The following is a 13,936-nucleotide window of genomic DNA, read 5'->3' as shown; positions in this document are numbered from 1 at the left end:
GGCGGGGGGGGGGGGGGGGGGGGGGGGGGGGGGGGGGCGGCGGGCGGGGGGGCCCCCCCCCCCCACCGAGGGGGAGGGGTGGGTCTGGGCGCGGGGCGTTGCCCGCGTGCCTGCGGAGGGGGAGGGGTGTGGTGGGGGAAAAGGAACCGCCGCCCGGCTCGGGGGAGCTGGGCGGCGGTTCGGGGTGGGTCAGGCCTTGCGGAGTTGGAAGGCGAGGCCGAGGGATTCGTCGGTGAAGGTGTCGGAGGTCCAGTCGGCTGCGCCGGCGGCGAAGTCGGTGGCGAGGACCTCCTCGGCGACGAGGGGGCCGTGTTCGGCGATGGCTTCGGCGGTTTCTTCCGTGGTGGCTCGCCAGCGGAGGACGATGCGGTCGGCGACGTCGAGGCCGGAGTTCTTGCGGGCTTCCTGGATCTGGCGGATGGCGTCGCGGGCGATGCCGAGGCGCTTGAGTTCCGGGGTGATGGCGAGGTCGAGGGCGACGGTGGCGCCGGACTCGTTGGCGACGGCCCAGCCCTCGCGCGGGGTTTCGGTGATGATCACCTCGTCGGGGGAGAGGGTGATCGTCTCACCGTTCAGTTCGACGGAGGTGGTGCCGGAGGCGCGCAGTTCGGCGGCCAGGCGGGCGGCGTCGGTGGCGGCGACCGCCTTGGCGACGTCCTGCACGCCCTTGCCGAAACGCTTGCCCAGGGCGCGGAAGTTGGCCTTGGCGGTGGTGTCGACCAGGGAGCCGCCGACCTCGGCGAGGGACTCCAGGGTGGTGACGTTGAGCTCCTCGGCGATCTGCGCGCGCAGGTCGGCGGGGAGTTCCTCCCAGCCCTGGGCGGCGACCAGCGCGCGGGAGAGCGGCTGGCGGGTCTTCACGCCGGACTCGGCGCGGGTGGCCCGGCCGAGCTCGACCAGGCGGCGGACCAGGGTCATGTGCCGGGAGAGCTCGGTGTCGATCAGGGTCCCGTCGGCCTCCGGCCAGGTGGCCAGGTGCACCGAGGCCGGGGCCTCGGGGGTGACCGGGACGACCAGGTCCTGCCAGACCCGCTCGGTGATGAACGGGGTGAGCGGGGCCATCAGGCGGGTGACGGTCTCCAGCGCCTCGTGCAGCGTGGCGAGGGCGGCGGCGTCGCCCTGCCAGAAGCGGCGGCGGCCGCGGCGGACGTACCAGTTGGAGAGGTCGTCGACGAAGCCGGAGAGCAGCTTGCCGGCGCGCTGGGTGTCGTAGGCCTCGAAGGCGGCGTCGACCTCGCGGACCAGGGTGTTCAGTTCGGAGAGCACCCAGCGGTCCAGCTGCGGGCGGTCGGCCGGGGCCGGGTCGTTCGCCGAGGGGGCCCAGTTCGAGGTGCGGGCGTACAGGGCCTGGAAGGCGACCGTGTTCCAGTAGGTGAGGAGGGTCTTGCGGACCACCTCCTGGATGGTGCCGTGGCCGACCCGGCGGGCCGACCAGGGCGAGCCGCCGGCCGCCATGAACCAGCGGACGGCGTCGGCGCCGTGCTGGTCCATCAGCGGGATCGGCTGGAGGATGTTGCCCAGGTGCTTGGACATCTTCCGGCCGTCCTCGGCCAGGATGTGGCCCAGGCAGACGACGTTCTCGTAGCTGTTCCTGTCGAACACCAGGGTGCCGACGGCCATCAGGGTGTAGAACCAGCCGCGGGTCTGGTCGATCGCCTCGGAGATGAACTGCGCCGGGTAGCGCTTCTCGAACAGCTCCTTGTTCTGGTACGGGTAGCCGTACTGGGCGAAGGGCATCGAGCCCGAGTCGTACCAGGCGTCGATGACCTCGGGCACGCGGGTGGCGGTGCCGCCGCAGTCGCGGCAGGCGAAGGTGACGTCGTCGATGTACGGGCGGTGCGGGTCGAGGGCGCTCTGGTCGGTGCCGGTGAGCTCGGACAGCTCGGCCAGCGAGCCGACGCAGGTGAGGTGGCCCTCCTCGCAGCGCCAGATCGGCAGCGGGGTGCCCCAGTAGCGGTTGCGGCTGAGCGCCCAGTCGATGTTGTTGTTCAGCCAGTCGCCGAAGCGGCCGTGCTTGACCGTGTCCGGGAACCAGTTGGTGGCCTCGTTCTCACGGATCATCGCGTCCTTGACGGCGGTGGTCCGGATGTACCAGGACGGCTGCGCGTAGTAGAGCAGCGCGGTGTGGCAGCGCCAGCAGTGCGGGTAGCTGTGCTCGTACGGCAGGTGGCGGAAGAGCAGGCCGCGCTCCTTGAGGTCCGCGACCAGGGCCTCGTCGGCCTTCTTGAAGAACTGGCCGCCGACCAGCGGGACCTCGGGGGCGAAGGTGCCGTCGCCGAGGACCGGGTTGACCACCGGCAGGCCGTACTTGCGGCAGGTCGCGAGGTCGTCCGCGCCGAAGGCGGGGGACTGGTGGACGATGCCGGTGCCGTCCTCGGTGGTGACGTAGTCGGCGTTGAGGACGTAGTGGGCGTTCTCGATCTCGACCAGGTCGAAGGGGCGGCGGTAGGCCCAGCGCTCCATCTCGGCGCCGGTGAAGGACTCGCCGGTGGTCTCCCAGCCCTCGCCGAGCGCCTTGGCGACCAGCGGCTCGGCGACGACCAGCTGCTCGTTGCCGTCGGTGGCCACCACGTAGGTGACCTCCGGGTGGACGGCGGCTGCGGTGTTGGAGACCAGGGTCCACGGGGTGGTGGTCCAGACCAGCAGGGCAGCCCGGTCGGCGAGCGGGCCGCTGGTGAGCGGGAAGCGGACGTAGACCGAGGGGTCGACGACGGTCTCGTAGCCCTGGGCCAGCTCGTGGTCGGACAGGCCGGTGCCGCAGCGCGGGCACCAGGGGGCGACCCGGTGGTCCTGGACCAGCAGGCCCTTGTCGAAGATCTGCTTGAGCGACCACCAGACGGACTGGACGTACGACGGGTCCATCGTCCGGTAGGCCTCGTCGAGGTCGACCCAGTAGCCCATGCGGGTGGTCAGCTCGGCGAAGGCGTCGGTGTGGCGGGTCACCGACTCGCGGCACTTGGCGTTGAACTCGGCGATGCCGTACGCCTCGATGTCCTGCTTTCCGGAGAAGCCCAGTTCCTTCTCGACGGCGAGCTCGACCGGGAGGCCGTGGCAGTCCCAGCCGGCCTTGCGGGCGACGTGGTAGCCCTTCATCGTCCGGTAGCGCGGGAAGACGTCCTTGAAGACCCGGGCCTCGATGTGGTGGGCGCCGGGCATGCCGTTGGCGGTCGGCGGGCCCTCGTAGAAGACCCACTCGGGGCGGCCCTCGGACTGCTCCAGGCTGCGCTGGAAGACCTTGTTGTCCTGCCAGAAGGAGAGGATCTGGTGTTCGAGGGCGGGGAGGTCCACCTGTGCGGGGACGGGGTGATAGAGGGGGGCCGCGCGCAGCGCGTCGTCGTGGTGGGTGACGGGTTGGGAGCTCATCGCGGGCGTCTACCTCCGGCGGATGCTGGGACTGGATCCTCCGGAGGGACGAGACGGACCAGCCGCCCCGCGGTACCACCCTCCTTGGCCGCGGTGCTGCGTTTCGCGGCCCTCTTGTTTGGGCTTGCTGCCGGGTCTAGTGGGCCACCGCGGTGGCTGTTCTTCCGGCGGCTCCGGGGTGATCTTCCCGCCGTGCACACCCCCGGGCTCGCACCGTCCCCGGGTCGCTGGTGGCTGCGTACGTCGGTACTCGTCCCATCTGCGCCTTGCAGGGCCAGTGTATCGGCCGGGCGAGACGGTTTGTCCAAAGGGATTCGGGGGAGTGGGTCCGGGGACGCGATCCGGGCTGGTCGGCGGGGGCGGTTAGGCGGGGGTGAGGTGGGCACAAGTCTGTCAGCGCTGGGCGTGGCAGTTGGGGCGGCTGCCTGGGTGGGATCATCCTGGGGCGTCGGTATGTCATGTTGTGACCGGTTTTGATCGGGATTATCGTTCCGGCACTGGAAGCCGCCGGGAACCGGCGGCTCGATTCGTTCGTAGATGGGGTCGAAGCCATGGCTGAGAAGGCAACCGGCGCGGGTACCGCCACCAAGCGGGCACGCAAGGCCGTGGCGGCCGATCCAGGGGAGGGGACCGTGACCACTACCGCACCTCAGAAGACCAGCACCGAGACCGTCACCGTGACGCGCGGAGCCGAGTCGGTCGACCCGGCGACGCTGCCCGTCCGGCCGGGCGAGGACGCCTGGACCTCGGACGAGGTCCACGAGCTGCACGACGAGCTGATCAACGACCTGGAGCGGTTGCGCGGCGAGATCGACGCCGCCGACGCCGCCATCGCCGGCCTGATGCGCGACTCCAACGACGGAGCCGGTGACGACCAGGTGGACGCCGGTACGAAGAACATCTCGCGGGAGAGCGAGCTGGCCCTCGCCAACAACGCGCGGGACAGCCTCGCCCAGACCGAACGCGCCCTGGAGCGGCTGGAGGGCTCCGGCTTCGGCGTCTGCGAGTCCTGCGGACAGGCCATCGGCAAGGCCCGGCTGCAGGCCTTCCCCCGGGCCACGCTCTGCGTGCAGTGCAAGGCCAAGCAGGAACGCCGCTGATCCGGGGCACCGACCGTGCCACCGGAGCGACGCGGGGGGTCGGGCTTGCCGTACGCTCGACCCCGTAACGTCGCCTGACCCGTCGGTACGGACGCGGTCAGGCCCTCATCGGCTCACCTCGGCAGCGGAGCGGATCATCAGTACGCAAGGTTCCCCCCAGACCCGGGACGACGCCGTCCCGAATCCCGCCGGTGACGCGGAGGTGGCCGTGGCCGAGTCCGCAGAGCCGGCCGAGTCCGCCGGGGCGGCCCCGGCGACCGGTGCCGCGACGGTGGACGAGCCCAAGGGCCGGCGCCGGGTCGGGGTGCTACTGGTCGTCGCGGTGCTCGCCTTCCTGATCGACCTCGGCAGCAAGCTGCTGGTCGTCGCCAAGCTGGAGAACCACGCGGCGATCAAGGTGATCGGCGACGTCGTCACCCTCCAGGTGATCCGCAACTCCGGCGCCGCCTTCGGCATGGGACAGGCGCTGACCGTCGTCTTCACGATGATCGCCTCGGCCGTCATCGTGGTGATCTGGCGGATCGCCCGCCGGCTGTACAGCCTCCCGTGGGCGATCGCGCTCGGGCTGCTGCTGGGCGGCGCGCTCGGCAACCTCACCGACCGGCTGTTCCGCGCGCCGGGCGTCTTCCGCGGGCACGTCGTGGACTTCATCTCGGTCCAGCACTTCGCGGTGTTCAACCTCGCGGACTCGGCGATCGTCTGCGGCGGCATCCTGGTCGTGCTGCTCTCCTTCCGCGGCAGCAACCCCGACGGGAGCGTGCACCAGCCGGCGGAGAAGGGCGAGAAGTAGCGCCCCTGCCCGGCCGCGACGGCTCGCGGGCGGGGCGGGCCCGGGTTTCCGGCATACTCGTACGGGTGAGTACCGCAGCGCAGATCCGCAGCCTCCCCGTTCCCGACGGCCTGGAGGGCGAGCGTCTCGACGCCGCCCTCGCCCGGATGTTCGGCTTCTCCCGGACCAAGGCCGCCGAACTGGCCGCCGAGGGCAAGGTGACGCTCGACGGCGCCGTGGCCGGCAAGTCGGACCGGGTGACCGCCGGGTCCTGGCTGGAGGTCGAGATCCCCGCCCCCGCCGCCCCGGTGCGGATCGTGGCCGAGCCGGTCGAGGGCATGCGGATCGTCCACGACGACGAGGACATCGTGCTGATCGACAAGCCGGTCGGCGTCGCCGCGCACCCCAGCCCCGGCTGGACCGGCCCCACCGTGATCGGCGGGCTCGCCGCGGCCGGTTACCGGATCTCCACCTCCGGTGCCGCCGAGCGCCAGGGCATCGTGCACCGGCTGGACGTCGGCACCTCGGGGCTGATGGTCGTCGCCAAGTCCGAGCGGGCCTACACCGACCTCAAGCGGCAGTTCCACGACCGGGTGACGGACAAGCGTTACCACACGCTGGTCCAGGGGCACCCGGACCCGCTGAGCGGCACGGTCGACGCGCCGATCGGCCGGCACCCGAGCTCGGACTGGAAGTGGGCGGTGACCCGCGACGGCAAGCCGTCCGTCACCCACTACGACCTGATCGAGGCGTACCGGGCGGCCTCGCTGATGGCCATCAAGCTGGAGACCGGCCGCACCCACCAGATCCGCGTCCACATGTCCGCGCTGCGGCACCCCTGCGTCGGCGATCTGACGTACGGCGCCGACCCGACGCTGGCGAAGCGGCTCGGGCTGACCCGGCAGTGGCTGCACGCCGTCTCGCTCGGCTTCGAGCATCCGGCGGACGGCCAGTGGGTCGAGTTCGCCAGCGAGTACCCGGCGGACCTGCAGAAGGCGCTGGACGTCATCGCGGCGGAGAGCTGAGATGACGGTCTCCGTGCGGGTCGCCGAGGGGGAGGCCGACCTGGAGCTGGTGCGGGCGGTGCGGCGTGAGGTGTTCGTCGTCGAGCAGAACGTGCCGGAGGAGCTGGAGTACGACGAGTACGACGCGACCTCGGTGCACCTGCTGGCGGTGGGGGCGGACGGCGCGGCGCTGGGGACCGGGCGGCTGATCTTCGGTGCGGAGGCCCTGGAGCTGACCGGGGGCGTCGAGGGGCGGGTGCTGCTCGGGCGGCTCGCGGTCCTGGCGGCCGCCCGGGGGACGGGGCTCGGGGTCGAGCTCGTCCGGGCGATCGAGGCGGCGGGGCGGGAGCGCGGCGGCGTCGAGGTCGAGCTGCACGCGCAGGTGCGGGCGCTCGGGTTCTACGAGCGGCTGGGGTACGTGGCGGAGGGGCCGGTGTACGAGGACGCCGGGATTCCGCACCGGACGATGACGAGGGTTCTGTAGTTCCTGGGAAGCGGGGGCGGGACCGGGGCTTCGGTGCCGGTGGTCGCCTTCCGCTTCGCGCGGTTCCCCGCGTCCCTTCTCGGGACGCGGGGTTTTCTGTTCGGGCCCCGGCGGGGTGGTCAGGTGTCGGTGGTGCGGAGGCGGGGGAGGGCGTGGGGGTGCTCGTCGCGCAGGTGGGCGATGAGCTGTTCGCGGATGTCGAAGCGGAGCTGGGCGGCCTCGTCGGGGGTGCGGGCGGTCATCGTGGCGCGGACGACGATGGTGCTGGGGGTGGCGTCGGTGACATTGAGGGCCCACTCGCGGCCGTCCCAGAGCGGGTGCTGTTCCAGGCGGGTGTGCAGGGCCGCGCGCAGTTCGTCCACCGGGGTGCTGTGGTCGAGGTGGAGCAGGACGGCGGCGAGCAGGCCGGGGTCGCGGCAGGTCCAGTTCTCGAAGGGCTTGTTGACGAAGTAGGAGACCGGGACGATCAGCCGGCGGTGGTCCCAGACCCGGACCACCAGGTAGAGGAGGGTGATCTCCTCGACCGTGCCCTGCTGGCCGTCCACCACCACGGTGTCGCCGATCCGGACCGTGTCGCCGAAGGCGATCTGCAGGCCGGCGAAGAAGTTGCCCAGGGTGCTCTGGGCGGCGATGCCCGCGACGATGCCGATCAGGCCGGCCGAGGCGAGCAGGCCGGTGCCGACGGTGCGCATGGCGGAGAAGGTCAGCAGCATCACGGCGGCGGTGACCACGACGATCACCGCGCTGACCACCCGGCGGAGCATGCTGATCTGGGTGTGCACCCGCTGCACCCGGGCCGGGTCGTCGGTGACCGTCTCGTAGCGTCGGAGCAGCGCCTCCAGGACGGCGGTCACCACGCGGACGGCCAGCCAGCCGAGGGCGGCGAGCAGGAGCAGGAGGAGCAGGTGGTGGGCGCCCTCGTCATCGGTCAGGTGGAAGATCCGCCGGAGCGGGTCGGTGGCGAGCAACAGAGCTGATGCCAGGGCGATTTGGAGGGGGATGCGGCAGCGGCGGAGGAGTGCCCAGACCGGCGCCTCCGGGTGGCCGGCGCTGATCCGCTGGAGGGCCCGGTCGACGATCCAGCCGACCGCGAGGGTGGCGGCGACGGTGGCGAGCAGGGTGATCAGCGGCCAGGGCACGGGGACCTTCCCGGGGTGTCGTCCGGTCCGGGGGAGAGCCGGGTGAGCCGTACGATACCGGGGGTTACCGGGGCGAACCGGGCGAAAGGGCCGGTGGCTTTATCGGACGCCTACCCGGACGACGGATACGATCAGCCCCCATGGAGTTCGGTGGGGCATGGCGCCGGTGGCGCGGCCGGGGTACGTCGATGCGGCGCAGGCTGCTGGCCGGGGCGGTGGCCCTGGTGGCGGTCGCCGGGGTCGGCACGGCGACGGTGGCGTCGGGCGGTGAACAGGCGGTCCATCAAGAGGATCGTTTCCTCAGCATGCCGGAGACCCCCGGCAGCACCCAGCAGGTCCAGCTGGACACCTCCTTCTTCACCACCGGTACCGGCCCCCGACCGGCCGTGCTGCTCGCGCACGGCTTCGGCGGCTCCAAGGAGGGCGAGCGGGACCGCGCCGAGCAGCTGGCCCGGCAGGGCTACGCGGTGCTGACCTGGTCGGCCCGCGGCTTCGGGCACTCCGGCGGGAAGATCGGCCTGAACGCGCCCGACCGCGAGGTCGAGGACGTCAAGCACCTGGTGGACTGGCTGGCCCAGCGCCCCGAGGTGCAGCTCGACGGGCCCGGCGACCCGCGGGTCGGCATCACCGGGGCCTCGTACGGCGGGGCGATCTCGTTGCTGGCCTCGGCGTACGACCACCGGATCGACGCGGTGGCCACCCAGATCACCTGGTGGAACCTGGCGGACGCGCTGTTCCCGCAGGGGGTGGACGGCTCGGGCGCGGCCGACGGCGTGTTCAAGAAGCTGTGGGCCGGGATCTTCTTCACCACCGGCTCGGCAGCCCCTGGTTCGGCGGGCGGTCTCGGGCCCTCGGGCGGTGCGCCGCGTGGGACGGGCAGGCCGGACGCCGGGAAGCCGGACGCGGCGGTGGCGGACGGGCAGGTCGGGTGCGGGCGGTTCCTGGACTCGCTCTGCCAGATGTACGACCGGGTCGCGACCGCGGGGCACGCCGACCCGGAGGCGGTCGCGCTGCTGGACAGGTCGAGCCCGTCCTCGGTGGCGGCGCAGCTGAAGGCGCCCACGCTGGTGGTGCAGGGGCAGCAGGACTCGCTGTTCCCGCTCGACCAGGGCGACCGGATCGCGCGGGCGGTGGCGGCCAACGGCGCGCCGGTCTCGGTGGACTGGTTCGCGGGCGGGCACGACGGCGGCACCGACACCAGTGCCCGGGTGGACGACCGGGTGACCGCCTGGTTCGACCACTACCTGAAGGGGCTCGGCAACGGCACCGGCCCGGGGTTCCGGGTCACCCGGACCGGCGGGGTCGACTCCACCGGCTTCCAGGCCGTACTGCGCGGCGCCGACGCCGACCGGTACCCCGGGCTGGGTGGCACCGGGACGCGCTCCGTCGAACTGGCGGGCGGGGAGAAGCCCGTCGCCAACCCGCCCGGCGGGGCGCCGCCCGGGATCTCGACGCTGCCGGGGATCGGCGCGCTGAGCCAGGCGGCCTCGCTCGGGGCCGGGCTGTCGCTGGACTTCCCCGGGCAGAACGCCGCCTTCGACTCCGCGCCGCTGGACACGTCGCTGCACCTGACCGGGCAGCCGACCGTGCCGGTGCGGGTGACGGCGGACCGGCCGGACGCGGTGCTGTTCGCGAAGCTGTACGACGTCGGGCCGGACGGGAAGGCGGTGCTGCCGGAGCAGCTCGCGGCCCCGCTGCGGGTGACGGGCGCGGACGGGGGGAAGACGGTGACGGTCCGGCTGCCCGCCGTGGACCACGACTTCCCGGCCGGGCACCGGCTGCGGCTGGTGCTGGCGTCCACCGACCTGGCGTACGCCTCGCCGAACGAGCCGGCCACCTACCGGGTGGCCGTGGCCGGGGCGCTCACCGCGCCGACGGTGGCGGAGCTGGTCACGGAGGCGGCGCCGCTGCCCGCCCGGACCTGGATGCTGCCGGTGGCGGCCGTGGCGGTGGCCGCGGGGCTGGTGCTGGTGCCATGGGTGCGGCGGCGGCGATCGACGGTCGGCGGGTCCTCCGGCCCCGAGTTCGATCCGGCGCTCGCCGGGGTGCCGCTGCGGATCAGCGGGCTGAGCAAGCGCTACAAGGGCTCCCAGGACCGGTACGCCGTACGGGACCTGGGATTCCGGGTGGAGCAGGGGCAGGTGCTCGGACTGCTCGGGCCGAACGGCGCGGGCAAGACCACCACGCTGCGGATGCTGATGGGCCTGATCCGGCCGGACGCCGGGGAGATCCGGGTGTTCGGGCACCTGATCCGCCCCGGGGCGCCGGTGCTCTCGCGGGTCGGGGCCTTCGTCGAGGGCGCGGGCTTCCTGCCGCACCTCACCGGGCGGGCCAACCTGAGGCTGTACTGGCAGGCCACCGGGCGGCCGGAGGCCGACGCGCGGTTCGACGAGGCGCTGGCCATCGCCGGGCTCGGCGAGGCGCTGGACCGCGCGGTGCGGACCTACTCCCAGGGCATGCGGCAGCGGCTGGCCATCGCGCAGGCGATGCTCGGGATGCCGGACCTGCTGATCCTGGACGAGCCGACCAACGGGCTGGACCCGCCGCAGATCCGCGAGATGCGCGAGGTGATGATCCGGTACGCGGCGGGCGGGCGGACCGTCATCGTCTCCAGCCACCTGCTGGCCGAGGTCGAGCAGAGCTGCACCGACCTGGTGGTGATGGACCGCGGGCAGCTGGTGACGGCCGGGCCGGTCGGCGAGATCGTCGGCGCCGGCGAGCTGCTGATGATCGGGGTGGCCGCGTCCTGCGACCCGGATTCGGTGGCCGAGAAGGTCGGCGCGCTGGCCGGGGTCGGCTCGGCGGAGGCCGTCGAGGGCGGCCTGCTGGTCCGGCTGGACGGGCTCGCGGCGAGCGAGCTGCTGGCGGAGCTGGTGCGGCTGGGGGTGCCGGTGGAGAGCGCCGGGCCGCAGCGGCGGTTGGAGGACGCGTTCCTGTCGTTGATCGGAGGTGCGGCGTGAGCGCCGGTGCTACTACGGATCGGGTCCCCGGGGACCGCGCTGAGTCGGACCACGCCGAGGGGTACCGGGCGAGCCGGACGCTGCCGTTGCGGGTGGAGGCGATGCGCCAGCTGCGCCGTCGCCGCACGCTGGTGATCGGCGGGGTGCTGGCCGCGATGCCGTTCGTCATCCTGGCGGCGTTCCAGATCGGCGGGACCCCGGGGCGCCCGGACCGGACCACCTTCATCGATCTGGCCACCGCCTCCGGGGCCAACTTCGCCGTCACCATGCTGTTCGTGGGCACCGGCTTCATGCTGGTGATCCCGGTCGCGCTGTTCTGCGGGGACACGGTGGCCTCGGAGGCCAGCTGGTCCTCGCTGCGCTACCTGCTGGCGGCGCCGGTGCCGCGGGCGCGGCTGCTGGCCCGCAAGTTCGCGGTCGGGCTGGCGTTCTCGGCGGTGGCGATCGTCATGCTGCCCGCGATCGGGCTGGTCGTGGGGACCGTGGCGTACGGCTGGGGGGACCTGAAGCTGCCCGCCGGGGCCGGTCTGCCCGCCGGGGAGGCGCTGCCCCGGATCGCGATCGCGGTGGCGTTCGTGTTCCTGAGCGAGCTGGTCATCGCCGCGCTGGCGTTCTGGCTGTCGACGGCGACGGACGCGCCGCTGGGGGCGGTCGGCGGGGCGGTGTTCCTGTCGATCATCACCGGGGTGCTGGACGCTGTCACCGCGCTGGGCGACCTGCGGGAATGGCTGCCGGCGCACTGGCAGTACGCCTGGGCGGACGCCCTGCAGCCGCAGCTGGAGTGGGGCGGCATGCTGCAGGGGGTCTCGTTGTCGCTGTCGTACGCGGTGGTGCTGCTGGCGCTGGCGTTCCGCGGGTTCGGGCGCAAGGACGTGGTGTCGTAGCGGGGTGGGCCGGTGTTCGCCGGGGGGTCGGTGTTTGTGTGTGTGGCCGGTGGGCCGGTCGGTCGGTCAGGGGAGGGCGGGGGTCGGGGCCGGGCCGGCGGACAGGGCGGTGAAGAGCAGTCGCCACAGGGGCTCTCCGTCGTTGATGGCGGGACTGTTGTCGTAGGCGCTGCTGTCGTCGGCGTGTTCGGCCGTGGTCAGCAGTCCCCGGATCACGATCAGCAGGAGTTCGGCGACCAGCGGCGGGCAGTGGTCGGGGAAGCCGCTGTCCCGCTGGGCGCGGCGGACCAGGTCGGTCAGGGCGTCGTGCATCTCGGCGAGGACGTCGCAGGGGGCGGGTGCCAGGCCGGGGTGGTGGACCGCGAGCCGGAGCGCGGCCCGTAGCCGGACGTCCGAGCGCAGCCGGTCGGCGAAGGCCACGACGACGCCTTCGAGCACCTCGGCGGCGTCGGCGTCCGGGGTGTCGTACGCCGCGTGCAGGCTCGTCCAGGCGTGGCGGGACTCGTCGATCAGAGCCCGGGCCAGCGACCGCTTCGAGGGGAAGTGGCCGTAGAGCGCGCCCTTGGTCATGCCGATGCGCTCGGCCACGGTGTTCAGCGTGGTGCTGTCGTAGCCCTGGACGGCGAACGCCTCGGCGGCGGCCGTCAGGACCTTCTCCCGTGTGCGTCGTGCCCGCTCCTGCTTTGCCATGGCCCTGCCCTCCGTCGTTGCCTGGAGCTCATACATACCATCGGGATGGAATGTTGTTGCAAGGCTTTCTTTGCAATGTGAATGTGCTTGTCCAGGCTTGCGGGTTCGGGCGACAAAAACATACCTGTAGGAATCTTGCGAACACATGAGCGGCGGGCGGGATTCGCGGGCGGCTCGTCAGGCCGGGTCCGTCACCCCGCGGCCGGTGGCGAGGACCACCAGGCCGCCGAGGGCGGCGAGGCCCAGCAGGACGGCGGCGAAGACGGTGGCGCCGGTGGTCAGACCCACCGCGTCGCTGAGGTAGCCGGCCGAGACGGGCAGCAGCCCGGCCGGGACGTAACCGCCCACGTTGAGCGCGGCGTTGGCCTCGGCGAGGCGCTGCGGCGGGATGCCCGCGTTGAGCAGCGACAGCCCGCCGAGCTGGCCCATGCCCTGGCCGGCGCCGGCCAGCAGGGCGGCGAGGACGAGCATCGCCACCGCCCCGGAGTGCACGGCGGCGGCCAGGGTGGCCATGCTCAGCGCGGTGACCGCCGCGCCGGCGGTCAGTACGGTGCGTCGGCGCAGCTTCTGGACGGCGAACTGCACCCCCGTCGCGGTGAGGAACATCGCGAAGGCCACGGCCCCGGCGACGATCCGGTCGGTGGTGCCGAGCAGGCCGGACAGCAGTGAGGGGCCGAGCGAGAGCACGAACGAGGTGGCGGTGATGCCGGGTGCGAACACCGCGATGCCCAGGGCGAGTTGACGTCCGTTGCCGCGCGGGACGCCGGGCACCCGGACCCAGGCGCCCCGGTCGCGGCCCTCGGGTCGGGGCACCGGCATCCGCAGGACGACCAGCACCGCGCCGACCAGGACCACGGCCTCGACGACGAAGACGGTGGTGGTGGGTGCGGGCGCCAGCTCGGAGAGCACTCCCGCGAGCAGTGGGCCGAGGCCGGCGCCGAAGACCATCGCGCAGGAGGCCAGCAGGGCGGCGGTCCGCTTGCGCTCGGGGCCGGCCACGTCGGTGACCGCGGCCATCCCCGCCGAGACCACGGCGCCGACCGCGATGCCGGTGAACAGGCGCGCCATGATCAGCGCGGTGACGCTGGTGGCCGTCCCGAAGATCAGGCAGGCGGCGAGGCCGAGCGCCAGGGCGGGCAGCAGGACGGGCTTGCGGCCGAGCCGGTCGGAGGCCACGCCGGAGACCAGCAGTGACCCGATCAGGCCGACGATGTAGAAGGCGAAGACCACGGTCAGGGTGCCCTTGGAGAAGCCGATGTCGTGCTGCCACAGCACGTACAGGGGGGTGGCGGCGTTGGAGAGCACGAAGACGGCGGTGACCGGCCAGGCGGCCAGCCAGATCCACCACAGGGGTGTGGGCGCGGAGGTGGTGGCTGGGGCTGCGGCTGGGGCCGTGGTGGCGATGGGCTGGACGGGGGTGGTCCTGGTTGCGGGCACGGCTGTTCCCTCCCGAGAGGTGCTGCGGGTTCGCAGCAGTACGAGTTGAGTCGAACTTAGCATGCAGTACGATTGGAGTCGTACTGATTGCTGATGCCGAGTCACG

10 protein-coding genes are annotated in these 13,936 nt (G+C 72.7%); 6 read left to right on the top strand and 4 right to left on the bottom strand.

From position 1 onward, the window contains the following. Positions 1-189: 189 nt before the first annotated feature. Positions 190-3,363 (bottom strand): isoleucine--tRNA ligase, encoded by a 3,174-nt coding sequence (gene ileS / locus ACIRVF_RS27230; RefSeq protein WP_402822997.1) that lies wholly within the window; start codon positions 3,361-3,363, stop codon positions 190-192. A 632-nt stretch (positions 3,364-3,995) separates the two neighbouring features. Here ileS and ACIRVF_RS27225 point away from each other — a divergent pair. From ACIRVF_RS27225 to ACIRVF_RS27210, 4 genes are all read left to right on the top strand, one after another. Beyond that, positions 3,996-4,463: a TraR/DksA family transcriptional regulator gene (locus ACIRVF_RS27225; RefSeq protein ID WP_402823033.1), complete on the top strand. Its 468-nt coding sequence runs from the start codon at positions 3,996-3,998 to the stop codon at positions 4,461-4,463. Between the two features lie 133 nt (positions 4,464-4,596). Then, entirely contained in the window at positions 4,597-5,253 is a 657-nt protein-coding gene (gene lspA, locus ACIRVF_RS27220) for a signal peptidase II (protein WP_402823030.1), read from the top strand. Between the two features lie 65 nt (positions 5,254-5,318). After that, positions 5,319-6,257, top strand: coding sequence for an RluA family pseudouridine synthase (locus ACIRVF_RS27215; protein WP_402822994.1), 939 nt, complete (start codon positions 5,319-5,321; stop codon positions 6,255-6,257). A 1-nt stretch (position 6,258) separates the two neighbouring features. Then, the gene (locus tag ACIRVF_RS27210; protein WP_402822992.1) at positions 6,259-6,720 is read left to right on the top strand and encodes a GNAT family N-acetyltransferase; all 462 of its coding nucleotides are present in this window, start codon (positions 6,259-6,261) and stop codon (positions 6,718-6,720) included. A 119-nt stretch (positions 6,721-6,839) separates the two neighbouring features. Here the strand turns inward: ACIRVF_RS27210 and ACIRVF_RS27205 are convergent, their stop codons facing one another. Continuing rightward, positions 6,840-7,859 carry a mechanosensitive ion channel family protein gene (locus ACIRVF_RS27205; protein ID WP_402822990.1) on the bottom strand — a complete coding sequence of 340 codons (1,020 nt, stop codon included), beginning with the start codon at positions 7,857-7,859 and terminating at the stop codon, positions 6,840-6,842. Positions 7,860-7,999: 140 nt separating this feature from the next. Between ACIRVF_RS27205 and ACIRVF_RS27200 the strand changes: the two genes are divergently transcribed. Further along, a complete protein-coding gene (locus tag ACIRVF_RS27200; protein WP_402822987.1) occupies positions 8,000-10,819 on the top strand; it encodes an alpha/beta fold hydrolase in 2,820 nt (939 codons plus the stop codon). Between the two features lie 101 nt (positions 10,820-10,920). Next, complete coding sequence (locus tag ACIRVF_RS27195; protein ID WP_402823027.1) at positions 10,921-11,703, top strand: ABC transporter permease; 783 nt, start codon at positions 10,921-10,923, stop codon at positions 11,701-11,703. Positions 11,704-11,769: 66 nt separating this feature from the next. On the opposite strand, the gene ACIRVF_RS27190 is transcribed toward ACIRVF_RS27195, so the two are convergent. Further along, complete coding sequence (locus tag ACIRVF_RS27190) at positions 11,770-12,393, bottom strand: TetR family transcriptional regulator (protein ID WP_402822985.1); 624 nt, start codon at positions 12,391-12,393, stop codon at positions 11,770-11,772. A 177-nt stretch (positions 12,394-12,570) separates the two neighbouring features. Further along, a complete protein-coding gene (locus tag ACIRVF_RS27185) occupies positions 12,571-13,830 on the bottom strand; it encodes an MFS transporter (protein WP_402822982.1) in 1,260 nt (419 codons plus the stop codon). Positions 13,831-13,936: the final 106 nt, after the last annotated feature.

This window comes from Kitasatospora sp. NPDC101157 (assembly GCF_044768255.1).
Classification (GTDB): Bacteria; Actinomycetota; Actinomycetes; order Streptomycetales; family Streptomycetaceae; genus Kitasatospora.
The sequence above is the reverse complement of the archived record's forward strand: the minus strand, read 5'-3'. Positions and strand labels throughout refer to the sequence as shown.

Excerpts from the sequence above, each read along its gene's own strand:
- ileS (WP_402822997.1), bottom strand. The coding sequence starts at position 3,363 with ATGAGCTCCCAACCCGTCACCCACCACGACGACGCGCTGCGCGCGGCC.
- ACIRVF_RS27210 (WP_402822992.1), top strand. The coding sequence starts at position 6,259 with ATGACGGTCTCCGTGCGGGTCGCCGAGGGGGAGGCCGACCTGGAGCTG.
- ACIRVF_RS27200 (WP_402822987.1), top strand. The coding sequence starts at position 8,000 with ATGGAGTTCGGTGGGGCATGGCGCCGGTGGCGCGGCCGGGGTACGTCG.
- ACIRVF_RS27195 (WP_402823027.1), top strand. The coding sequence starts at position 10,921 with ATGCGCCAGCTGCGCCGTCGCCGCACGCTGGTGATCGGCGGGGTGCTG.
- ACIRVF_RS27190 (WP_402822985.1), bottom strand. The coding sequence starts at position 12,393 with ATGGCAAAGCAGGAGCGGGCACGACGCACACGGGAGAAGGTCCTGACG.